The organism is Dactylosporangium sp. NPDC050588 (assembly GCF_040654975.1).
GTDB classification, from domain to species: Bacteria; Actinomycetota; Actinomycetes; order Mycobacteriales; family Micromonosporaceae; genus Dactylosporangium; species Dactylosporangium maewongense.
In genome coordinates this window covers 64,531-85,720 of record NZ_JBFAJA010000063.1, presented here as the reverse complement: position 1 = coordinate 85,720, position 21,190 = coordinate 64,531, and the positions used below count along the sequence as shown (strand labels likewise).

Below are 21,190 nucleotides of genomic sequence, written 5' to 3'. Positions count from 1 at the left end.
CAGCGGTCGAGTAGGATTGTCCTGCCCGACGGTAGTACTGTTAGATTTGGCGACTCGTACGGAAATGGTGGCTTTCCTCGTCCTGCGGGAAGGCGACGCACTCCATAAAGGATTTCATGATGGAAATCGACCGACTAGCGGATGAATTGCCTTTCCCGCTATCAGAATGGGTTCTCGTGCACTACGATGATCAGCCAGTAGAGGACGCTACCTTGTTCCATCTGCCGACTAAATCCGGGACTCTGATCGAAATTGACGATGAAGAGCACAGAGACTTGACCCGTCGTCTTATCGCCAGCGGTATGCCCGTCATTCACGAATTCTTGCGAGACTGACGGGGTTTCCTGTAATGGAGGTTGACGGCTCCGCGCAGTAACATTCACGTCTTGTGAGGCTGTCGGCCAAGCGTTGAGGATGGCTTTCGTGCTAGCGGTTTCTGCGGGGTCGTCGGTGATGGCGTCGCGGGTCGCGACTCGCCGGGCTGAGCTTGGGGTGTTTGCCGGTCCCTGGCCGGATGTGATGCGGTGCGCGGAGTTGGAGCGGATCAAGCGGCTGTACCTCAATATTGCCACCGCGGATGCCGGGCCACTACGCGACGAATTGATCGACTCCCTCAAGAAGGGCGCACCCGTCCACCCATGGACTGTCGGGGGGTCCGCCGATCACATCCGATCATCGGCCAGAATCCACGAGGCGATCGAGGGCGGCGATCAAGCTCACACGGCCCTGCAGAATACCGACCCGGCCACCGAAGCGCCGGTTGCCGTCGTCCGGCCCGACCAGCGCAGGCAACCCAAGCGCCGCGCCTCGTCAGCGAGCAGTCAGTCAAATGATTGCAACCCGTTGATAACAGGCGTCACCAACGCACGGTTCACCGCAGCTCTAGGCCACCACGCGACCACAAAGTCAGGCTCGCTTCGGCCAGGTCACCGCGCTCTCAAGGCGGTAGCGCCGGTTCGAATCCGGTCGGGGCTACAGTCCAATGGGTCCACCCTGTTCACGGGGTGGGCCCGTTCGCGTTGGTGGACTTCCGCATCCCCCGCGCAGCGGCTCCGCCGCCGCTCCCCAGTGGGGGATTCTCACCCCACGCCCCCAATGCTTCGCTTCGCTCGCACCGCTCGCTGCGCCTCGCGGGGGCGGGGCTTGCTTCGCATCGCACCGCTTTGGGCTGCTCGCCCACCCGAATCGGCTGCGCCGCGCCGTCAGACTTGCCCGCATCGCGCATAACGTCGACCAGCGCTCACGAGAGCGCAGCACCAGCCGAAACCGGACGGCCCCACCCCAAGGCACCACGCCGGCCAGAACCCGCCCCCACCCCGTTCCACGCCCGTCAGCCCACAGGACAGCGCCGCACCACCCGAAACGAACCGCCCCGAGCGCCACGCCACCCGCCCCATCCCCGCACCACACCCACCGGCCCATACGGGTGTCGCGCCGACAGGGTTCGCCTCGCACGGGGAGCCGCGGCGCTCAGTGCGCGCACTGGGATTACGAGCAGCAATGCCGCGCGGGTGCCACCCCACGCCGATCAGCGTCGCCAGACCGCCATACACCGCTGCGCGGACCACCTTGGCGGGTGCCCAGCAGGGGCAACACGCCGGCCAACCGGCTCAGCACCCTCCAGCTCGACGCTCCAGAGGGACAGCGGGTCGCTGCATACCCCCAGCGACCCGCAACCGCGTCAGGGTCGGCTCGGACAGTCCCGGGCCGTCGATCGTGTGGCCGCCTCGCACTGCCGGCTTCCCCGCACCGCCCTACAGCTCGGCGGTCTGCATGGCGCCGGGTAGCTCCGCAGGGCAGGCAGGGGCGGCGGGTGTGCTCGCCGGTCGCCGGCCGTGGGTGTTCGGCCCGCCGGAGCGCTGCGACGCGCCGGGACCGGCCGACGGCCGCTGCGTCGGATCCGTGCTGTCCCTCTCCACCGCGCTGCCACCGTGGGGCGAGGAGCTCTGCCGGCAGGCGGACCGGGCCCATCTGGAAGAGGTGCGGGAACCGGCTCGCCTGAACCGCGACAGGAGCAAGCCGGGAAGGCCCTTCGCGTCGGGAGGCGTCGGGAGGTGGGTCAGGCCGATGGTTGTCCGGGCGGTGGCTCGTCGAGGTTGAGCTTTGCCTTGCAGCCGGGGGATCCGCTCGTCCTGATGAGGACCTTGCCGTCCACGGCGATGCTGCATTCCAGCATGATCTCCAAGTCCTGCAGTCCGCGGTCGGATATCGCCTCCAGTTGGACCGTCCCCCCGGCCGCGGTCACATCCTTGGTCCAGTCGATCTCGCCGAGCTTGGTGTCGGTGCCCGTCTGGCCGCTGCTGGCGGTGTACCCGAAGATGACCTTGCTCTTCGTCGTGCCGCCCGTCACGTGGTAGGTGACCTTCTTCTTCGGCGGCTCCGAGGAGCACGCGGTTCCGGTGATCACCAGCAGCGCTGCGAGGCCTACGTGCGCGATCTGCCTTGTCCACACAGGAACGATCCCTCTCGCCACCCGCCGCACATTCATGGTCGATGATACGCGGCGGGGGCACCCGAGTGGGTCAGGCGTCGCGCTTCTTGAACAGGTAGGCGGCGACGGCCAGAAAAAGGGCGGTCCAGCCGGCGAAGACGGCCAGGCCCTGCCACTGGGTCAGCAGTGGGTCCGGGGGGAGGGTCGGCTTGTAGATGAGCTGGCCCGCGTTGGTGGGCATCCAGGCGTGGATGTGGGCGCCCCACGTGCCGGGGAGCAGGGCGGTCAGGTTGGAGACGACGAGGATCAGGCCGAGCACGCCGGTGATGGCGCCCGCGGTGTGGCGGATGATGGCGCCGAAGGCGAGGGCGAAGAGGCCCAGCACCGTCAGGTAGAGGCCGGCACCGAAGACGGATCTGGTGATGCCCGGGTCGGAGAGGGTGACCGGGATGTGGTCGGACATGATCCAGCGGCCGGTGAAAAAGGCGGCGAAGCTCAGGACCTCGCCGACGGCGAACATGAGGAGCGCGAAGACCAGGACCTTCGCGGACAGGACCAGCAGGCGGCGGGGCTGGGACTGGAGGGTGGAGCGGATCATGCCGGTGGTGTACTCGGCGGAGACGACCATGACGCCCAGGACGGCGACGACGAGCTGGGAGATGAAGACGGGCTGGTCGATGATGATCTGGAGGGGTTCGGCGGCCAGGGCGGCCTGGTCCTGCGGCGAGAACTGCGGCCACTGGCGCATGAGGAGCCAGGCGATGAGCGACATCAGGCCGACGGAGATGGCGGCCATCGCCACCAGGGACCAGGTGGTGGAGCGGACGGTGCGCAGCTTCGTCCACTCGGAGCGCAGCAGGCCGTCGAAGCCGGCGCGGCGGGCCGTCAAAGTCGTCATCGGGTCCCCCGGTATTCGACGCTGTCCTTGGTGAGCTCCATGAACACCTGCTCCAGCGACGCCTGCAGGGGCGCCAGCTCGTGCAGGCGCAGGCCGTGCGCGAACGCCAGGTCGCCGATGTCGCGCATCGGTAGCTCCGTGACGAGCAGCGAACCGTCGGGCTCGGCGACGGCGGTGGCGCCGGCCGCTCGTACCAACGCCGCCAACGTCGACACGTCGGGCGTGCGCACGCGGGTGGCCAGGACCGAGTTCTGCTCGATGAACTCCTGGACCGTGCAGTCGGCGATCAGCCTGCCGCGGCCGATGACGAGCAGGTGGTCGGCGGTCAGCGACATCTCGCTCATCAGGTGCGACGAGACGAAGACGGTGCGGCCCTCGGCGGCGAGGGACTTCATGAGGTTGCGGATCCAGAGGATGCCCTCGGGGTCCAGGCCGTTCACGGGCTCGTCGAACATGAGGATGCGCGGGTCGCCGAGCAGGGCCGTGGCGATGCCGAGCCGCTGGCCCATGCCGAGCGAGAAGCCCTTCGACCGCTTCCGCGCGACGGCGGTGAGCCCGACGATCTCCAGGACCTCGTCGACGCGCCGGCGCGGGATGTTGTTGGTCTGCGCGAGGCAGAGGAGGTGGTGGTACGCGCTGCGCCCACCGTGGATCGCCTTGGCGTCCAGCAGCGCGCCGACCTCGAGCATCGGGTTGTTGAGGCGGCCGAACGGGCGGCCGTCGATGGTGACCCGGCCGCTGGTGGGGGCGTCGAGCCCGAGGATCATCCGCATGGTGGTGGACTTGCCTGCGCCGTTCGGGCCGAGGAACCCGGTGACCTGGCCCGGCCGCACGGTGAACGACAGCTGGTCGACAGCGACGCGGTCGCCGTAGCGTTTGGTGAGGCCGACAGCCTCGATCATGGTGTGCCTCCCGTTGTAGCTGCAGCGGAAGGTATTCGAGTGTTGCTGTGGCGAGGGTGAGAGGACCTGAGACGGGCCTCAGCCGATCACGTTCACCGCGCGGGCCACGACGAGCAGGACGGTGGCGAGCGAGACGGCGGACTCGACGAGCATGCCGACCTTGGCCCAGGTGGACATCGGCAGGGTGTCGGTCGGGCTGAACGCGGTGGCGTTGGTGAACGACAGGTAGAAGTAGTCGAAGAACCCCGGCTCCCAGTCGCGGGGCACGAGGTCGCCGGCGGTCATCTGGGCGAAGAGGAAGTCGGGGTGCGGGTTGCTCCCCTCGGCGCGCGCCGCCGGGCCGCCGCGGTCGCCTTCCCAGAACCAGAGGGCGAACACGATGACGTTCGTCAGCCAGATCGCGGCGGCCCACAGCAGCAGGTGCGACGGCGCGATGTGCCCCTGCCCGAACAGCGCCCGCACGAGCAGCGCCGCCGACCACGCGGTCGCGACGCCGAGCAGCGCGGCCAGGCCGATGCTCAGCGGCCGCAGGATGCGGGTCTCCCGGTTGATCCGCAACGGGTTGACCACGACGACGCTGATCAGCAGGGCCGCCTCCAGACCCGGCAGCAGCCAGCGCGGGCGGGGCGCCAGGTCGGCCGGCAGCAGCAGGTGCACGGCCACCGCGACGGCGATCGCGAGCGCGGCGGGCCACCGCTGCTCGGCCTCGGTGCGCCGCAGCCAACCCGGTCTCGCATCGCTGCTCACGCGGCTAACGTACCGTGCGACGTGTGGCGAATCACGACCTGCACGCACACGTGACCTGTGTGGCCGCCCCGGCGACGTGGTTGTCAGGGCCGTCCGGTCAGCTCACCGGCGGCGCCGACGGGCTCTACGTCGAGGACCGCCGGGTGCTCGCCCGGCTGGAGGTCACGGTCGACGGCGTGGCCGTGGCGGCGCGGGACGTGCGTCGCACCGGTGCTGCTTCAGCGGTTTTCGCGGATGTACGGGGAAACCTCGCCATCGCACGTAACCGGCTGGCCGAGCCGCTGGGTGGCACCGAGACCATCTCGTTGGCCAACAAGGGCGACGAGCCGCGGGTGGTCACCCTGGCGGTGGCGGCCGCGACGGACTTCGCCACCACCGGTGCGGTCCGCGACGGCTCCACAGTGGACATCGTGCCGCTGCTCGCCGAGGCGCGGGCCGAAGACGGCATGTCGGTCCGCCTCGACGCCACGCCGGCGCCCGATGAGGCCGGCGACGCGTTGCGGTGGACCGTCACGCTGACGCCCGGGGCACAGTGGACGGTCGAGCTGCGCTTCACCCGCACCGACGTCCCGCCGATCCCGCGGGCCAAGCGGTTCAGCACGCTGCGGGTGGCGGCCGGCGACGCCCGGCTCGACGCGCTGGTGCGCACCGGCGTCCAGGACCTCGACGCGCTGCGCCGCGGCGACCTGTACTACAGCGCCGGCAGCCCGTGGTACCTGACGCTGTTCGGCCGGGACGCGCTCTGGTCGGCGCGGCTCGCCCTGCCGCTGGGGACCGACGTCGCCGCCGGCACACTACGAACCCTCGCCGCCCACCAAGGCACCGTGGCCCGTCAAGGCGCTTCGGCCGAACAGGACTCCTCGAAACAGCACGGCACCGCGGCCCGCCAAGGCGCTTCGGCCGAGCAGGACACCTCGAAACAGCACGGCACCGCGGCCCGCCACGACATCTCGTACACCGGCGAAACCGAAGAAGAGCCCGGCCGGATCCCGCACGAGATCCGCCGCGAGGACGCCGCGCACCGACTGCCGCCGGTGTATTACGGCACCGTCGACGCGACCGCGCTCTTCGTCTGCACCCTCGCCGACGCGTACCGCTGGGGCATGCGCCCCGACGCCGTGGAGGCCCTGCTGCCCGCCGCGGAGGCCGCCCTCGCGTGGCTCGCCGGGCACGATGGCCTCGTCACCTACCGCACCACCGGCGCCGGCCTCACCCACCAGGGCTGGAAGGACTCCGCCGACGGCATCCAGTTCGCCGACGGGCGCGTCGCGAGCGGGATCCTGGCGTTGTGCGAGGTCCAGGCGTACGCGTTCCAGGCGTTCCGCGAAGGCGCCGGCCTGCTCGACGCGTTCGGCCGCCCGGGCGCCGCGCGGTGGCGCTCGGCGGCGGCCGACCTCGCGGACCGGTTCCGGGCCGCGTTCTGGTGCCCGGGCGGCTATCCGGCGCTCGCCGTCACCGGCACCGGCGAGCAGGTCGACGCGGTGGCGTCGAACATGGGCCACCTGCTCGGCACCGGCCTGCTGTCACCCGCCGAGAGCACCGCGGTCGCCGGCTGGCTGACCCGCCTGCGCTCCCCGTTCGGGCTGCGGACCCTCGCCGAGTCCTCGGCCGGCTACGACCCCGGCTCCTACCACGCCGGCTCGGTCTGGCCGCACGACACCGCGATCGCGCTGCTCGGCCTGGCCCGCGACGGCCACCGCAAGGAGGCGGCGGCGCTGGTGGGCGCCCTCCTCGACGCCGCCGGGCGCTTCGATTCCCGGCTGCCCGAGCTGTACGGCGGCGACGATGCCGCGACGCCGTTCCCGGCGGCGTGCCGCCCGCAGGCCTGGGCCGCCGCGGCCGGTCCGGCGGTGCTCGTCGCGCTGCTGGGTCTGGACGTCGACATCCCCGCAGGCCGCGTCACGTTCGACCCGCTCACCCCGTCGCCGGTCGGCGCGTTCCGTGTCCGGGGCCTGAAGGTCGCCGACGGCCTGCTGGACGTCTCCGTCTCCGCCGACGGCGCCGTCACGGTCCACAATGGACCCGTCGGCGTCGCGTTCCTGCTCGCCGACGGCACCCCCGCGAAGATCGGGTCTACTTCGGCGGGGTGAGGCGCAGGATCGTACCGGCGAAATCATCGCTGACAAGGATGGAGCCGTCGGCGTCGAGGGCGGCGTCCACCGGGCGGAGCCAGGGCTTGCCGGCCTTCGTGTCGACGAGGCCGCTGAGGAGGTCGACCGGGTCGCCGGGGCCGCCGGTGGTCCACGGGACGAAGACGACCTTGTAGCCGACGGGCTTCGTGCTGTTCCACGAGCCGTGCAACGGCACGACGGCACCTTCAAGGGCCGGCACGAAGGTCAGGCCCAGCGGCGCGGTGTGCGCGGGCAGGCCGAGGTCGATCGGGTCGGCCTTGGCGCAGTCGGCCTTCTGGCCGTCACGGTTGAGCTCGTAGTCGCGGTGGAACGGCAGGTCGTGGGTGCCGTTGTCGCTGTTGGGGTTGCAGAACGGCCAGCCGTAGAAGCCGCCGTCGCGGACCTTGATGAGCTCCTCGACCGGATACTGGTCGACGAACTGGCTCATCCGCTTGCCCTTGTCGGACTTGCCGTCGCCGTCGACGTCGCGGTCGTCGGGGACGAGCGTGTTGTCGCGGTTGTTGACCACGGCCCACAGCTCGTCGGTGCCGGGCCGGAAGGCCAGCCCTTCGGCGTTGCGGATGCCGCGCGCCAGCAGGTGCTTGCCCGCGTTCTTCCCCGCGGCGTCGAACGTGTAGATCGCGGCGCGCTGCGGGTCGCTGACGGTGTCCTCGACGCACGCGTTGCAGGTGGAGGCGATCGACACGTACAGCTTGCCGTCCTTCACCGCGATGTTCTTCAACACGTGCGCGTAGTTGCCGCGCAGCTCCGGCGTGCTGGTGTCGGGAAGCCCGTCGACGACCACCTGGCCGTCGTGCGCCTTGAGGTCCCCGCTCTGGTACGGGTAGCGCACGACCTGGTCCGCCTCGGCCACGAACAGCCACGTCGCCCCGCCGACCTCGGCGAACACCATGTCGTGCGGCCGGTTGAGCCCGGACGCGAACTCGGTGACCTTCCCGCCCCGCACCACGCGGATCTTGCCCTGCGCGGGCTGGGACACCAGCAGGTCACCGCTCGGCGTGACCGCCAGGAACCTGGCCTTCTCGACCCGCGCGTAGACCGACGCGCTCCACCCCGCCGGCATCGTCACGTTGCGCGCCACGTCGAACGGTGCCCCGTTCACCCCCGCGCCCACGGCGACCTTGACGCTCGTCGGCTTCCCGAGCGCCAGTGCCGGCGCCCCCGTGGAGGCGCCTCCCGCCGTGGACGAGCTCGGCGCCGCCGGCTCGCCCCGCTCCTTCGGCTCGCCACCACACCCCGCGAGCAGCAGTGTGCAGGCCGTGGTCGCGACGAGCAGTGCACCGAGCTTGCGCATGCGTGTGACGGTACAACCTAAGCTTGTCGCGTGCTCTCAGACGACGCCCGCAGGGCCGCCCACGAGGCACGGGTCGACCAGTGGATCGTGCCGCACCTGGAGCGCCGTCGCCGCGGCGAGAAGCACCCGGTGCTCGACTTCCTGTTCACGTACTACTCGTTCCGGCCCGCGCAGCTGCGCCAGTGGCGTCCGGGCGGCGCCCCGCACCGCCGGCCGGAGACCGTCGCCTGGGTCCGGGACCTGCTCGTGGCGACCGCGGCCCGACCCCCGCACCTGGGCTGCTTCGGCCTGCACGAGTGGGCGATGGTCTACCGCCAGACGCAGGACGAGCTCCGCCACAACGCCTGGCCGCTGCGCCTCGGCCCCACCGGCACCGACGCCGTCGTCGAGGCGAGCCGCATCCGCTGCAGCCACTTCGACGCCTTCCGCTTCTACACCGCCCCCGCCCGGTCGCTGAACCTGCTGCAACCGACCCGCGAAACCCAGCTCGCCAACGAGCAACCAGGCTGCCTGCACGCCAACATGGACCTGTACAAGTGGTCCTACAAGCTCAGCCCGCTGACCCCCGGCGAACTGATCGCCGACTGCTTCGAGCTGGCCGCCGACATCCGCACCCTCGACATGCAGGCCAGCCCGTACGACCTGGCCGCCCTCGGCTACCCCCCGGTCCCGATCGAAACCCCCGAGGGCCGCGCCGAGTACACCCGCCGCCAACGCGAACTGTCGGAGCGTGCGGCACCGCTGCGCGCGGCCCTCATCGCCGTCTGCGACGAGGCGGGCGCGCAACAGCCGAACGATTGACGGAAGGACTCGACGTGCCCGCAGAGTTCGAGGCGAAGGTGCTCGACATCGACCCGGCCGCGATGGCGGACCTGATTCTTTCCAGAGGCGGCAGCGAGGTCAGCGCCTCGACGCTCCAGCGCCGCTACGTGTACGACATCGTCGCGGGCGACGAGAGCAGGTGGATCCGGCTGCGCGACAACGGCACGAAGGCCACGCTCGCGGTCAAGGAGATCTCCCACGACGGCATCGACGGCACCTACGAGGTCGAGGTCACCGTGGACGACCTGGACGCGACGAACGAGCTCCTGGGCTTCCTCGGCTTCCACCCGAAGTCCTACCAGGAGAACCGCCGGACGAGCTTCACCCTCGACGGCGCCCAGCTGGAGATCGACGAATGGCCGATGATCCCGCCGTACCTGGAGATCGAGGCCGGTTCGCCTGAAGAGGTGCGCCGCGTTGCCGCCCTCCTCGGTTTCGAGGAGTCGCAGCTCACGAGCGAGAACACCACGAAGGTCTACAAGCGGTACGGCATCGTGCTTGGCGAACATGAGGTCGTGAGCTTCTCGTGACCTCGGAGCCCCCCTCTGGGCAGTCCGCTTGATCGGTCCCCCGGCCGCCGGCTCCGGGCAGCGGCATGGCGTGCGGTGTCGGGTTGGCGGCGTGACCGTTCGGCCTGAATCCGCTCAACGGCGCGATGACCCATGCAGAGCCGGCCAGGCGACGCGGTGACCGTGTGGGGTGGGCCCAGCGGCGTGGATGGATCACGTTGGACGCAGGAATGGCACGACCGCCCACCTGGATTGAGCGGACGATCCCACGATGCTCTGCGCGGCTATGCGCTGTGCTGATCTGCGCTGTGCCGGCCCACGCCGCGATGCTCTGTGCCGTGATGGTTCGTGTGGCGAGCGCCGACGCCGTGGTGGTCAGATGCTGCCCCGCGTGGCATGACACCCCCGTGCGGTGCTGATGCAGCGGTGCGATCGTCGCCCCGGAAGCCAACCGAGCGGCCCGGTGACCCGCGCGGGATGGGGCGGCCGGCTGCGGCGTGATCCTCGAACGCCTGCTCCGCGGAGAACACTCGTTGATCGGCATCACGTTCGTGACCCGGGCCGGTGCAGAGCCGGCCCACGACCTCACCCTCGAGCAAGCCACGCTGCTGGCGACCCAGATCGCCGACGCCGTTCACGAGGCCCGCCGGGGTCAGGTGAGCCAGGTGTAGACGTTCCAGGTGATGCCGGCGGTGGCGGCCAGGGTCAGGGCGGCCAGGTAGGTCAGGACCAGGCGGGTGTCGCGCAGGACGCACTTGGAGCGGGTCAGGCCCTGGCGGCGGGCGCGGAGGTAGCCGAAGAAGCCGAGCAGGGCGAAGCCGAGCAGGGCGATCGGGCCCAGGAGCCACGCGAGGGCGGCGATCGTCGCGTACACGCAGAGGCGCAGCGGATCGTAGGGCTGCGCGGGCGGGGTCGTCACAGCGCCCTGGGCAGGCGTTGGGCGGAGAGGGCCGGCCAGGCCTGGACGGCGCAGAACGGGGCGCACTGGTGGGCCCGGGAGCCGTCAGCGGCGGCGGCGACGGTGGCGACGTGCACGCAGCACTGCAGGAGGCGCTCCTCGATCATCGTGTGCATGTCCATGAAGGGCTTGACCGTGATGCGTTTGACGCGTTCGCCGAGCATCTTGCGCAGGCGGTTGCGGCCGCCGGGCAGGGACGAGGAGACCAGCGTGGTGAGGGTCGAGATGCCGAGGTCGCAGTTCTCGCAGATGTCGCGCCAGAGCGATCCGACGTCGGGGTGGGACAGCGAGGACTGCTCGGACAGCAGGCCCAGCAGCGAGTCCTTGACGGCGGTCCGCAGCGCCAGCGGGAGCTGGACGTCGGCGATGCGGTTGGCGACGAGGTCCGGGGAGAGGTCCAGGAACGTCAGGAGGCGGTCGTGGCCGATGAGCTTGGTCATCGACTGCCACTCCCCCGCGTCGTCGCGCAGCAGGTACCCCACGGAGCAGCAGTGCGGGTGCGAGCAGGGCAGGGCGGTCAGGTCGCGCCAGGTGACCTGGTCACCGGTCTGCGGGCCGAGGCGGGCCAGGACGCCGGTGTGGGTGAGACGGTCGAGGGGGTCGATCGCACCCGAACGACCGGACCCGAACTGCGGCTGCAGGGAGACGCCGCCGACGTACGGGGTGTCGAGCGCGCGCTTCACGACGGCGCCGATCTCGTCGTCGTTGACGCCGAGGGCGCACGTCATGGTGAGGGTGGTGAAGATGCCGCGGGAGGAGAGCCGGTCGACCGCCTGGTCCTTGAGGCGGCGCAGGTCGGCGCCGCGGTGGTGGCGGGCGGCGCGCTCGGAGACGCCGTCGTACTGGAGGTAGACCTCGACCCGCTCGCGGTGCTCGGTGAGCAGGTCCAGCAGCGCGTCGTCGCGGGCGATCTTCACGCCGTTGGAGTTGATGAGGATCCGCACGACGTTGCGGGCGGACACCTCCCGCAGCAGCTCGGCCAGCCGCGGGTACAGCGTGGGCTCGCCGCCGGACAGCATGAGCACGTCGATGCGCCCGTTCTCCCGGGACAGCTTCGTGTCGACGCCGGCCAGCACCTCGGCGAGCGGCACGACGCCCTCGATCGCCGGGGAGGAGTCGGTGAAGCAGGTGGGGCAGCGCAGGTTGCAGCTGTCGGTGAGGTCCGCGAGCAGGATGCACGTGTGCTGGGTCTGCATCTCCGGCAGGCCGGCGAGGTACGCCGACGGCACGGGCGCGAAGTTCCCGGCGAGGTCCGGCACGTGCGACTTCGTCGGGGCGGTCCACTGCTCCAGGTACCGCAGGATCTCCGGCGACTCGTCGTACAGCGTGCGGACGAGACCGTGCGAGGGGCAGCCGCGCTCCAGCCAGATCCGGCCGTCTCGCTCGGCGAGCCAGCCCGACAGCCGCTGCACCGTCTCCAGTGGACGGTCGGGGCGCTCGTCGTGGCACTGTGGACAGAAGGCGTTGACGTACCGGTGGATCCGATCCCCGCGAAGCGGCATGCCCGTGCTCATGCTGTCCCCGTGTTCGCGTTGACGATGGCGAGGCAGACGCCGATCCCCGCGATGGGGAAGACGATGACGCTGACCGCCCAGCCGATGAGGATGCCGATGCCGAGGCCCCGGTCGCGGCGCACGATCCAGACGATGCCGACCACCAGGCACGCGACGAACAGCACCACCTGCAGCAGCATCTCCAGGTAGACGCCGAGCAGCGCGTTCTCGCTGTTGTCCGACGCGCCGAAGGCGATCGTCACGACCACGCCGATGATGATGACGAGGACCTGCGCGGCGGCGGCGATGCCGAGCCCCGCGGCGACCTTCCTGCCGCGGATCGGGCGCTCCCCGCCCGGCGGCGGCGTCGGCACCGTCCAGTTCGGATTCATGCGGCCACCGTTTCCTTCTGTCGCACCAGATCCTTGACGAGGCCCGCCACGATGAGCGGCAGGCAGGCCAGGAGGAACAGCTGCGGCCGGGTCAGGCCGGCCCACACCACCTCGTTGCCCCGCACGAACTCCACCATGAAACGGAACGCGGCGTAAGCGGCCAGATAGATTTTGAACAGCGCGCCCGGCGCGGTCACCTTCCGGCGCAGCGCGAGCAGCGCGCCGAACGCGACGGCGTGGAAGAGGATCTCGTACGCGAAGGACGGGTGCAGCGGCACGCCGGCGGGCGTGTGCATCGCCTCGGCCTGCGCCGCGTCGAGCGTGATGCCCCACGGCAGGGCGGTCGGGGTGCCGGGCGGCTCGGCGAGCAGGCAGCCGACGCGGCCGACCGCCATCCCAGCCGCGACGGCGGGGGCGAAGAGGTCGCCGGTCCGCCACGGGTAGCCGGACACCTTCTTGGCCACGATCGCGCCGACGTACGCGCCGACGAGGCCGGACAGGATGCTGCGGTTGCCGTACGCCCACTGCTCCAGCAGCGACGCGTTGTCCCGCGGGTCGAGGTGCTGCGCCCACGTGCCGAGCCGGGCGAAGAGCGCTCCGCCGACGAGGGCGCCGGCCAGCACGTACCAGAGCCGGTCGTCCTGCGCCCGGCGGCGGCGGACCTCCCACAGGAAGACCAGCGCCGCGACCGCGATGCCGGCCGCCACGCACACGTCGTGGGTCAGGATCGCGACCGGGCCGAGCCGCACGATGACCGGATACACCTGCGCAGCGTAGTAGGCCGCCGGCGGGTTCTGTGAAGATTCTCAGCAGGGACCGGGCCGGCTGGCGCGCCTCGCCTACCCTGGCGGAATGGTCAGCACCGAGGAGTTCGCGCCCGCCGCCGAGATCTCCCGGCGGCGGCGGCCGTGGCTGACCGTGCTGCTGTGGCTGCTCATCGCGCCCTTCGCGGCGTGGGCGGCGGCCCGGGTGTTCGGCTTGGAGAGTGGCTTTCCGACGGTCCAGCTGATCGCGTTCACCCCTTATGTCGCGGTTGTTTCGCTGGTACCGCTGGCGATCGCCCTGCTGACGAAGCGGATCTGGCCGGCGGTCGCGGCGGCGGTGGTGACCGTCGCGTTCGCGGCGTGCGTGCTGCCCCGCTGGATCTCCGACGGCGACGCGGGCACGACCGAGGGGCCGACGCTGCGGGTCATGAGCGTCAACATGCTCATCGGCCGCGCCGACCCCGACCGCATCGTCGGCCTCGTGCGCGCGGGCTCCGTCGACCTGCTCGCCGTGCAGGAGTACACCGACGAGGCGCGCACCGCGCTGCGCCGGGCCGGCCTGGAGCAGCTGCTGCCCAACGCGGTGTCCTACCCGCGCCCCGGCGTGAGCGGCTCGGCCGTCTACAGCCGCTTCCCGCTCACCGACAAGGGATACCGGCGGTTCACGTCCGACTTCGGTCAGGCGCAGGCCGGTGTACGGGTCCCGGGCGCCCTCGAGCTGCACGTCGAGTCGGTGCACCCGTGCGCCCCGTCGGACGGCTCCCGAGACTCCTGCTGGGTGTCGGATCTGGCCGCGCAGCCGGCCGCCACCCCGGCCGGACCGGTCAACCTGCTCATCGGCGACTTCAACGCGACGCTCGACCACGAGGCGCTCCGCGATGTGCTCGCGAAGGGCTACCACGACGCCGCGGACGTCGTCGGCGCCGGGCTCGACACGTCGTGGCCCTACGACGATCGGTGGTTCATCCCGGGCGTGACGCTCGACCACGTGCTGACCGATGAGCGCGTCGGGGTGCGGAAGGTCGTGATCCACAAGATCGCGGGGACCGACCACAAGGCCGTCTTCGCCGAGCTGGTGCTCCCAAAGGCCGACGCCTGACCTGTCCGATCATGCCGAATGGCGCCCGAAAGATCACTCGCGCGTACCTCCGGCTATACGCGGTTCGTTGGCCGGGAGTACCTTCACGTACGGATCGGGCGGAACGCCCCGACAGAACCACGTTGGAGCAGATGGGTGACACGAACCTTCCGCGGCATCGCGCTCGCCGTCATCGCGCCGGTTGTGCTGACGAGCGTCCTTGCGGGCTGCTCGGACAAGAAGGATGACTCGGGCGAGTCACCGTCCGCCGACCGTCCGACGGTAGAGGTGACCGCACAGCCGCAGGACCCACAGACCGCGCAGGTCACGGCGGAGCAGGTGTTCGAAAACCTGTCATCCGGCGACTGGGCCGGAGCCTGGGAGCTCTGGACCGACACCGCGCAGTCGGCCATCAACAAGGACGCCTACGTCGACCTGGTGTCGACCTGCACCGGGCTGCAGGGCGACTACCTGGTCACCGGCGTGACACCGGTCGACGACTCCACGGCCACGGTCAAGTGGACGCGGACGCCGGCGACCGGGGCCGCGGCGAGCGGCACCAACACCATCAAGTATCAGAACGGCCAGTGGAAGTTCGAGCCGGACGCAGCATCACTGACCGCCTTCCGGCAGAACAAGTGCCCGTGACGGGTGGGGCCGCTGACGGCCCCACCCTTCGGGTTCGCTACACCCGCACCTGGCGGGACAGGCCGTAGCTCAGCGCGTCGACCAGCGCGGTCCAGCTCGCCTCCACGACGTTCTCGTGGACGCCGACGGTCGTCCAGTCCTCCCCCGTCGAACGCGTCTCGACCAGCACCCGCGTGACGGCACCCGTGCCGTGGCTGCCCTCGAGGATGCGGACCTTGTAGTCGGCCAGCTCGAAGCGCGACAGCTCGGGGTAGTGCCGGGTCAGCGCCACCCGCAGCGCCTCGTCGAGGGCGTTGACCGGGCCGTTGCCCTCCGCCGTCGCGATGATCCGCTCACCCCGGACGCGGACCTTCACCGTCGCCTCCGACACCACGGCGCCGTCCTCGCGGTGCTCGACGATGACGCGGTACGACTCCAGCGCGAACGGCTTCGGCACCGCACCGTCGGCGAGCTCGGCGCGGGCCAGCAGCTCGAACGACGCGTCGGCGGCCTCGAACGACCAGCCCCGCGCCTCCAGGTCCTTCACGCGGGTCGTGACCCGCGACAGCGCCTCCGGATGACCGGACAGGTCGACGCCGAGCTCGCGTGCCTTGAGCTCGATGCTGGCCCGTCCGGCCATCTCGGTGACAAGGATCCGCATGTCATTGCCCACGACGACCGGGTCGATGTGGTTGTAGAGCACGGGATCCACTTTGATCGCGCTCGCGTGCAGGCCCGCCTTGTGAGCGAACGCTGACGACCCGACATAAGCCTGGTGGGTGTCGGGTGCGATGTTTGCGATCTCTGCGATGGCGTGCGAGACGCGCACCATCTGCTCGACGCACCCGTCCGGTAGGACCGGCATGCCGAGCTTCAGCTGAAGGTTGCCGACCACGGCGAAGAGGTCGGCGTTGCCGGGCCGCTCGCCGTAGCCGTTCGCGGTGCACTGGAAGTGCGGGACGCCCGCCTCGACGGCGGCGACCGTGTTGGCGACCGCGCACGAGGTGTCGTTCTGGCAGTGGATGCCGAGCCGGTCGACCGCCTCGGCCTCGGAGATCCCGAGCGCGACCGAGAGCCTGCCCTTGACCTCGCCGATCGCCCTGGTGATCAGCGACGGCAGCATCCCGCCGTTCGTGTCGCACATGACCGCCTTCTCGGCGCCGGCGGCGAGCGCGGTCGCGGCGACCTTCGCGGTGTACTCCGGGTCGAAGGTGTACCCGTCGAAGAAGTGCTCCAGGTCCAGGAACACCCGCCGCCCCTCGGCCACCAGGTATGCGACGGTGTCGTGGACCATCGCCAGGTTCTCTTCCGCCGTGGTGCGCAGGGCCCGCTCCACGTGCCGCAGGTCGGACTTGGCGACCAGGGTCACGGCCGGCGTCTCCGCGTCGAGCAGCGCCCGCACCTGCTGGTCGTCCTGCACCCGGACGCCGGCCTTGCGGGTGGCCCCGAACGCGACGAACACCGCGTGCTTGAGGTCCAGCTCGGTCCTGGCTCTCCGGAAGAACTCCGTGTCCTTCGGCATCGCTCCCGGCCAGCCGCCCTCGATGAACCCGACGCCGAACTCGTCGAGCAGCCGGGCGACCGCCAGCTTGTCGACGACTGAGTAGCTGATCGCCTCGCGCTGGGCCCCGTCGCGCAGCGTGGTGTCGTACACCTGCATGGTCTTCTCCTGGCTTTGGGCTTGGGGATTTTGCTTCTGGGCGGCCCTGGGCGGCCCTGGCGGCTACCGGCGGGTGGACCAACAAAAAGACCCCTCGCGAATGCGAGAGGTCTGCGCGGCCAGCGAGGGGATGCTGGTCGCGCTAAGGGCCAATAATGAGCCGAGTCACGTTGGGTAGCTTGCCACGACCGCGCGATCCGTGACATGTGATTCCGAATTCTGAGAACCCAGGTGATCTGCTTCACGATTCACCCTGTTCGTCATGTCCCCGTAACGAGCGTCGGTCAAGGTTGGAACCAGTCAAGCGAACGCACCAAGGAGGTTCCTGTGCTCACCGTTGGTGAGGCCCGTCCGGGTAGGCCGTCGGTCTGATGTCGATCGAGGCACTGAAGGCCGCGCTGCCGTCGTATGCGAAGGACGTCGAGCTGAACCTCGACGCCGCCCTCGCCGGCACGCTGCTCACCAAGCAGCAGCTGTGGGGCACCGCGCTCTCCTGCGCGATGACCACACGGAGCGCCTTCGTGTTCCGCTCGATCCTCGCCGAGGCCGGGAATCATCTGAAGCCTGAGGCTGTTGAAGCAGCCAAGGCGGTTGCCGCGCGCATGGCCGTCCACAACGTATATTTCCGCGCCAAGCACCTCATCGGTGACGAGGCGTACCAGCACCTGCCGGCGCGGTTGCGCCGCCAGGTGACCACCTGGCCCGGCGTCGGCACGGTCGACACCGAGCTGTGGTCCATAGCAGTATCCGCGATCACCGGGTGCGGGGTGTGCCTGGAATCGCACGAAAGATCACTTCGTGGTGCAGGGGTGTCCCGCGAAGTGGTCGACGAGGGTTTGCGCGTCGCCGCGGTAGTTCACGCGTTGGCCGTGACCCTCGATGCAGAGGCAGCTTCCGTCTAGGGGCTTTCCTCTTGTACGGGTGTCGGAGTGGCGGCTCCGGCACCCGTACTCTGCATTCCGCCCAGGTTCGCCCCAGGCGACCAGCCACACGACACCCGCAAATCCGACGCCGCAGCCAGCCCGATGTGCACTGGTCCTGAAACCAACGACGCCGGCGGCCGGTGTGTGGTGGACGGGTCGTAAAGCCGACGACGGTGTGGAAGCACCGGACGACGCCCTCGACGGCACTGGACCATGCGAGAACGGCGGCCGGAGGAACATCACCGCGACCACAGCAAGGACGGTGACGACGAGAGCCGACCGCCACCATGATCGAAGGACAACCTTGGCCGCCCGGACAGCCCCCACGCGACTTCGATCCCCCCAACCACGGCCCCGACCCACAGAGAAACCCGCGACGACGGAAGCCAAACCCGCGGCCAGGTCCGTTGCGCCGGTCGTGAACCACGGCGGCGAGCGCGACGGCGGCGGCCGGTGTGTGGTGGACGGATCGTGAAAGCCGACGACGGTGTGGAAGCACCGGACGACGCCCTCGACGGCACTGGACCATGCGAGAACGGCGGCCGGAGGAACATCACCGCGACCACGCCACCTGGCGCCCGGCCCAGCCGGGCGGAAAACCCCGCCTCCGCGCTGGCCTGACCCCCAGACGGGATCAGCGAACCCGCACGCGGATAGCAACCACCACCTCCCCCGTAGAGCACCCCCGATGGCATCGAACCTATCGCCGAGGTATGACACTTTTCGGGTCGTTGTGGGCTGCCGGTTCGGGTGGGGTTTTGGTCGGGCCGTGGGGTGTTTGTCCTGGTCGGACCCGGTAGCGCAGGGGGACGGTGTCGCCCGGTCGTGCAAGTTGCGCACAGCGTGTCTGCGCCGGGGCGGGATCGGCGGTTACCGTTTCGGCAGCAGTCGCCGGAACGCGGGCCGGCGGCGGTGGGACATGGAGCCTGGGGGCGACGGAAAATGATCGACGAGGGTGTTCCGCCGGGATCCGGTGGCGAGGCGGGGGGTGAGCCGCCGCTCGAGCCTCCGTTCGGCTGCGCTGATCCGATGCTGTGGCGCGTCGCTCGGGCGCTGCACGACGCGCACAAGCCGCGGACCGACAACTTCTGCGAATGCAAGGCGTTCTGGCCGTGCCCGGACGCGCAGCTCGCCGAGGAGGCGTTGCTGCTGGCGTACGAGCGGCCGACCCCACGCGGCGTCCGCCCCAGCTACGGGCGGACGTCCAACCTGGGCCGCTGGTCCGCGTAACAAACCCGGCCAAAACCGGCGAACCAGCACGCGCCTGACAGAAGCCCGACAGTACGAACGCCCGTAACACGCGGGTGCTACAGGACGCGGTGCACCCAGCCGTGCGGGTCCGCAGCGGTGCCGCGCTGGATGCCGACCAGGCTCTCCCGCAGGTCCATCGTGACCTTGCCCGCGGCGCCGTCGGCGATCGTGAACTCGCCGTCGCGGTCACGCACGACGCCGATCGGGGTGATGACGGCGGCGGTCCCGCAGGCGAAGGCCTCCCGCAGGCGGCCGCTGCGCGCGTCGGCCTGCCACTGCTCGTACGAGTACGGCTCCTCGCGGACGGTCATACCCTGGTCGCCGGCGAGCCGCAGCACGGACTCGCGCGTGATGCCGGGCAGGATCGTGCCGGTCAGCGGCGGCGTGAGCAGGCTGCCGTCGTCGAAGACGTAGAAGACGTTCATGCCGCCGAGCTCGTCGACGTAGTGCTGCTCGACGGCGTCGAGGAAGACGACCTGGTCGCAGCCGTGCTCGATGGCCTCCGCCTGGGCGACGAGGCTGGCGGCGTAGTTGCCGCCGCACTTGGCCGCGCCGGTGCCGCCCGGGGCGGCGCGCGTGTAGTCGCGGGAGACCCAGACGCTGACGGGCTTGACGCCGCCCTTGAAGTAGCTGCCGACCGGGGAGGCGATGACCAGGAACAGATACTCGGAGGAGGGCTTGACGCCGAGGAAGACCTCGCTCGCGTACTGGAACGGGCGCAGGTAGAGGCTGCCCTCGGGGTCGGAGGGGACCCAGTCGCGGTCGACCCGGATCAGCTCGCTGAGCGCGTCCAGGAACAGCTGCTGCGGCACGGGCGCCATGGCCATGCGGGCCGCCGACTGCTGGAAGCGGTCGGCGTTGGCGTCGGGGCGGAAGAGCGTGACGCCGCCGTCGGCCGCGCGGTAGGCCTTCAGCCCCTCGAAGATCTCCTGCGCGTAGTGCAGGACGGCGGTCGCCGGGTCCATGGGGATCGGCGCGCGGGCCTCGACGCGGGCGTCATACCAGCCCTTGCCCTCGGCATAGCGCACCGTGACCATGTGGTCGGTGAAGATCCGCCCGAAGCCGGGGTTGGTGAGCAGCGCGGACCGCTCCGCGGCGCTCACCGGCGCCGGGTTGGGACGGATCTCGAAGTCGAGCGTTTCCCCGCCGTTCATGGTCTGCCTCCAGTTGCGCGTCGTGTCTGCAACTTACCCCGAACGGTCGTTCAACCGCATTCAGGCCACGGCTTCGGCGAGCTGGTCGCCGATCGCCTCGGTGGACAGCACCGATCCGGGCGTGCGGGCGGCCACCGAAGCGCCCACGGCGGCGGTGACCTTCTCGGCGGCCTCGGGGTGGCCGAGGTGGTCCAGCAGCAGCGCCGTGGACAGCACGGCGGCGGACGGGTCGGCGATGCCCTTGCCGGCGATGTCCGGCGCGGAGCCGTGGACCGGCTCGAACATCGACGGGAAGGCGCGCTCGGGGTTGATCGAGCCGCTGGCCGCGAGGCCGATACCGCCCGTGACGGCGGCCGCGATGTCGGTCAGGATGTCGCCGAAGAGGTTGTCGGTGACGACGACGTCGTAGCGCTGCGGGTTGCTCACCAGGAACATGGCGGCGGCGTCGACGTGCTGGTACTCGGTCTCGATGTCCGGGAACTCGGCCTTCACCGCGTTGAACGTGCGGGCCCACAGGCCACCGGCGTGGGTGAGCACGTTGGTCTTGTGCACCAGGGTCACCTTGCGCCGCTCACGCTTCGCGGCCCGGGCGAACGCGTCGCGGATGACCCGCTCGACGCCGTGGCGGGTGTTGAGGCTCTCCTCGGTGGCGACCTCGGCGGGCGTGCCCGGGTGCAGGTTGCCGCCGGCCCCGACGTAGAGGCCCTCGGTGCCCTCGCGGACGACCACGAGGTCGATCTCGCCGGGCTTCACGCCGGCGAGCGGGCTGGTGGTGCCGGGCCACAGGCGCGACGGGCGCAGGTTCACGTACTGGTCGAAGTCGAACCGCAGCTTCAGCAGCAGGCCGCGCTCCAGCACGCCCGGCGGGACGGTCGGGTCGCCGACGGCGCCGAGCAGGATGGCGTCGTGGCCGCGCAGCTCCTCCAGGACGCTGTCGGGCAGCACCTCGCCGGTGCGGTGGTAGCGGGCGGCGCCGAGGTCATAGTCGGTCGTCTCGACGTCCGGAAGGATGACCCGCAGGACCTTGAGCGCCTGCGCCACCACTTCGGTCCCGATGCCGTCCCCGGCCACGACCGCGATCTTCGCCACCACTGTGCCCCTTTCCTCGGACCTGCCCACGGTACGCGCTTGTCCTAGAGCGTGGACGCGCATCTC

21 protein-coding genes and 1 tRNA gene are annotated in these 21,190 nt (G+C 70.4%); 10 read left to right on the top strand and 12 right to left on the bottom strand.

Annotation, left to right across the window (positions count from 1 at the left end; all coding sequences use genetic code 11):
* Window positions 1-116 precede the first annotated feature (116 nt).
* Complete coding sequence (locus AB0I21_RS37040; RefSeq protein WP_360568273.1) at window positions 117-335, top strand: hypothetical protein; 219 nt, start codon at window positions 117-119, stop codon at window positions 333-335.
* Window positions 336-908: 573 nt separating this feature from the next.
* Window positions 909-972: transfer RNA gene (locus AB0I21_RS37035), tRNA-Glu, on the top strand.
* A gap of 1,087 nt (window positions 973-2,059) precedes the next feature.
* On the opposite strand, the gene AB0I21_RS37030 is transcribed toward AB0I21_RS37035, so the two are convergent.
* The 4 genes from AB0I21_RS37030 to AB0I21_RS37015 form a co-directional block, all read right to left on the bottom strand.
* A complete protein-coding gene (locus AB0I21_RS37030) occupies window positions 2,060-2,488 on the bottom strand; it encodes a hypothetical protein (RefSeq protein ID WP_360568271.1) in 429 nt (142 codons plus the stop codon).
* Between the two features lie 34 nt (window positions 2,489-2,522).
* Window positions 2,523-3,329, bottom strand: coding sequence for an ABC transporter permease (locus AB0I21_RS37025; protein ID WP_360568269.1), 807 nt, complete (start codon window positions 3,327-3,329; stop codon window positions 2,523-2,525).
* Window positions 3,326-4,231: an ATP-binding cassette domain-containing protein gene (locus AB0I21_RS37020; RefSeq protein ID WP_360568267.1), complete on the bottom strand. Its 906-nt coding sequence runs from the start codon at window positions 4,229-4,231 to the stop codon at window positions 3,326-3,328. The genes AB0I21_RS37025 and AB0I21_RS37020 overlap by 4 nt, the downstream gene beginning before the upstream one ends.
* A gap of 78 nt (window positions 4,232-4,309) precedes the next feature.
* Entirely contained in the window at window positions 4,310-4,978 is a 669-nt protein-coding gene (locus AB0I21_RS37015; protein WP_360568265.1) for a hypothetical protein, read from the bottom strand.
* A gap of 23 nt (window positions 4,979-5,001) precedes the next feature.
* Here AB0I21_RS37015 and AB0I21_RS37010 point away from each other — a divergent pair, with 23 nt between their 5' ends.
* A complete protein-coding gene (locus AB0I21_RS37010; RefSeq protein WP_360568263.1) occupies window positions 5,002-7,068 on the top strand; it encodes a glycogen debranching N-terminal domain-containing protein in 2,067 nt (688 codons plus the stop codon).
* Here AB0I21_RS37010 and AB0I21_RS37005 read toward each other — a convergent pair.
* On the bottom strand, window positions 7,052-8,404 hold the full coding sequence (locus AB0I21_RS37005) for a gluconolaconase (protein ID WP_360568262.1): 1,353 nt from the start codon (window positions 8,402-8,404) through the stop codon (window positions 7,052-7,054). The two genes, AB0I21_RS37010 and AB0I21_RS37005, sit on opposite strands and share 17 nt — an antisense overlap.
* 30 nt (window positions 8,405-8,434) lie before the next feature.
* Here AB0I21_RS37005 and AB0I21_RS37000 point away from each other — a divergent pair, with 30 nt between their 5' ends.
* The 3 genes from AB0I21_RS37000 (at window position 8,435) to AB0I21_RS36990 (ending at window position 10,406) form a co-directional block, all read left to right on the top strand.
* On the top strand, window positions 8,435-9,205 hold the full coding sequence (locus AB0I21_RS37000; protein WP_360568261.1) for a 3-methyladenine DNA glycosylase: 771 nt from the start codon (window positions 8,435-8,437) through the stop codon (window positions 9,203-9,205).
* 14 nt (window positions 9,206-9,219) lie between these two features.
* On the top strand, window positions 9,220-9,756 hold the full coding sequence (locus AB0I21_RS36995) for a CYTH domain-containing protein (RefSeq protein WP_360568259.1): 537 nt from the start codon (window positions 9,220-9,222) through the stop codon (window positions 9,754-9,756).
* 476 nt (window positions 9,757-10,232) lie between these two features.
* On the top strand, window positions 10,233-10,406 hold the full coding sequence (locus AB0I21_RS36990; protein WP_360568257.1) for a hypothetical protein: 174 nt from the start codon (window positions 10,233-10,235) through the stop codon (window positions 10,404-10,406).
* Here AB0I21_RS36990 and AB0I21_RS36985 read toward each other — a convergent pair.
* The 4 genes from AB0I21_RS36985 to AB0I21_RS36970 are packed head-to-tail and all read right to left on the bottom strand — an operon-like array spanning window position 10,388 to window position 13,342.
* Window positions 10,388-10,654 carry a hypothetical protein gene (locus tag AB0I21_RS36985; RefSeq protein WP_360568255.1) on the bottom strand — a complete coding sequence of 89 codons (267 nt, stop codon included), beginning with the start codon at window positions 10,652-10,654 and terminating at the stop codon, window positions 10,388-10,390. The two genes, AB0I21_RS36990 and AB0I21_RS36985, sit on opposite strands and share 19 nt — an antisense overlap.
* The gene (locus AB0I21_RS36980; protein ID WP_360568254.1) at window positions 10,651-12,207 is read right to left on the bottom strand and encodes a radical SAM protein; all 1,557 of its coding nucleotides are present in this window, start codon (window positions 12,205-12,207) and stop codon (window positions 10,651-10,653) included. The genes AB0I21_RS36985 and AB0I21_RS36980 overlap by 4 nt, the downstream gene beginning before the upstream one ends.
* Complete coding sequence (locus AB0I21_RS36975) at window positions 12,204-12,578, bottom strand: hypothetical protein (RefSeq protein WP_360568252.1); 375 nt, start codon at window positions 12,576-12,578, stop codon at window positions 12,204-12,206. The genes AB0I21_RS36980 and AB0I21_RS36975 overlap by 4 nt, the downstream gene beginning before the upstream one ends.
* A complete protein-coding gene (locus AB0I21_RS36970) occupies window positions 12,575-13,342 on the bottom strand; it encodes a prolipoprotein diacylglyceryl transferase family protein (protein WP_360568250.1) in 768 nt (255 codons plus the stop codon). Before AB0I21_RS36970 ends, AB0I21_RS36975 begins: the two co-directional genes overlap by 4 nt.
* Before the next feature lie 88 nt (window positions 13,343-13,430).
* Here AB0I21_RS36970 and AB0I21_RS36965 point away from each other — a divergent pair, with 88 nt between their 5' ends.
* Window positions 13,431-14,441: an endonuclease/exonuclease/phosphatase family protein gene (locus tag AB0I21_RS36965; protein WP_360568248.1), complete on the top strand. Its 1,011-nt coding sequence runs from the start codon at window positions 13,431-13,433 to the stop codon at window positions 14,439-14,441.
* A 135-nt stretch (window positions 14,442-14,576) separates the two neighbouring features.
* Complete coding sequence (locus AB0I21_RS36960; protein ID WP_360568246.1) at window positions 14,577-15,068, top strand: hypothetical protein; 492 nt, start codon at window positions 14,577-14,579, stop codon at window positions 15,066-15,068.
* 37 nt (window positions 15,069-15,105) lie between these two features.
* On the opposite strand, the gene cimA is transcribed toward AB0I21_RS36960, so the two are convergent.
* A complete protein-coding gene (gene cimA, locus AB0I21_RS36955; RefSeq protein WP_344508105.1) occupies window positions 15,106-16,707 on the bottom strand; it encodes a citramalate synthase in 1,602 nt (533 codons plus the stop codon).
* Between the two features lie 371 nt (window positions 16,708-17,078).
* On the opposite strand from cimA, the gene AB0I21_RS36950 reads away from it, so the two are divergent.
* Together AB0I21_RS36950 and AB0I21_RS36945 are read left to right on the top strand one after the other, a co-directional pair.
* Window positions 17,079-17,609, top strand: coding sequence for a carboxymuconolactone decarboxylase family protein (locus tag AB0I21_RS36950; RefSeq protein ID WP_344508107.1), 531 nt, complete (start codon window positions 17,079-17,081; stop codon window positions 17,607-17,609).
* 1,050 nt (window positions 17,610-18,659) lie between these two features.
* Window positions 18,660-18,860: a hypothetical protein gene (locus tag AB0I21_RS36945; RefSeq protein ID WP_344508109.1), complete on the top strand. Its 201-nt coding sequence runs from the start codon at window positions 18,660-18,662 to the stop codon at window positions 18,858-18,860.
* A gap of 77 nt (window positions 18,861-18,937) precedes the next feature.
* On the opposite strand, the gene AB0I21_RS36940 is transcribed toward AB0I21_RS36945, so the two are convergent.
* Entirely contained in the window at window positions 18,938-20,035 is a 1,098-nt protein-coding gene (locus AB0I21_RS36940; RefSeq protein WP_360568244.1) for a branched-chain amino acid aminotransferase, read from the bottom strand.
* A 60-nt stretch (window positions 20,036-20,095) separates the two neighbouring features.
* Window positions 20,096-21,124 (bottom strand): 3-isopropylmalate dehydrogenase, encoded by a 1,029-nt coding sequence (locus AB0I21_RS36935; protein ID WP_360568242.1) that lies wholly within the window; start codon window positions 21,122-21,124, stop codon window positions 20,096-20,098.
* Between the last annotated feature and the right edge of the window lie 66 nt (window positions 21,125-21,190).

Coding starts and splice junctions, on each gene's coding strand:
- AB0I21_RS36950 (WP_344508107.1), top strand. CDS start 17,079: ATGTCGATCGAGGCACTGAAGGCCGCGCTGCCGTCGTATGCGAAGGAC.
- AB0I21_RS37040 (WP_360568273.1), top strand. CDS start 117: ATGATGGAAATCGACCGACTAGCGGATGAATTGCCTTTCCCGCTATCA.
- AB0I21_RS37030 (WP_360568271.1), bottom strand. CDS start 2,488: ATGAATGTGCGGCGGGTGGCGAGAGGGATCGTTCCTGTGTGGACAAGG.
- AB0I21_RS37020 (WP_360568267.1), bottom strand. CDS start 4,231: ATGATCGAGGCTGTCGGCCTCACCAAACGCTACGGCGACCGCGTCGCT.
- AB0I21_RS36945 (WP_344508109.1), top strand. CDS start 18,660: ATGCTGTGGCGCGTCGCTCGGGCGCTGCACGACGCGCACAAGCCGCGG.
- cimA (WP_344508105.1), bottom strand. CDS start 16,707: ATGCAGGTGTACGACACCACGCTGCGCGACGGGGCCCAGCGCGAGGCG.
- AB0I21_RS36975 (WP_360568252.1), bottom strand. CDS start 12,578: ATGAATCCGAACTGGACGGTGCCGACGCCGCCGCCGGGCGGGGAGCGC.
- AB0I21_RS37025 (WP_360568269.1), bottom strand. CDS start 3,329: ATGACGACTTTGACGGCCCGCCGCGCCGGCTTCGACGGCCTGCTGCGC.
- AB0I21_RS37005 (WP_360568262.1), bottom strand. CDS start 8,404: ATGCGCAAGCTCGGTGCACTGCTCGTCGCGACCACGGCCTGCACACTG.
- AB0I21_RS36965 (WP_360568248.1), top strand. CDS start 13,431: ATGGTCAGCACCGAGGAGTTCGCGCCCGCCGCCGAGATCTCCCGGCGG.
- AB0I21_RS36980 (WP_360568254.1), bottom strand. CDS start 12,207: ATGAGCACGGGCATGCCGCTTCGCGGGGATCGGATCCACCGGTACGTC.
- AB0I21_RS36940 (WP_360568244.1), bottom strand. CDS start 20,035: ATGAACGGCGGGGAAACGCTCGACTTCGAGATCCGTCCCAACCCGGCG.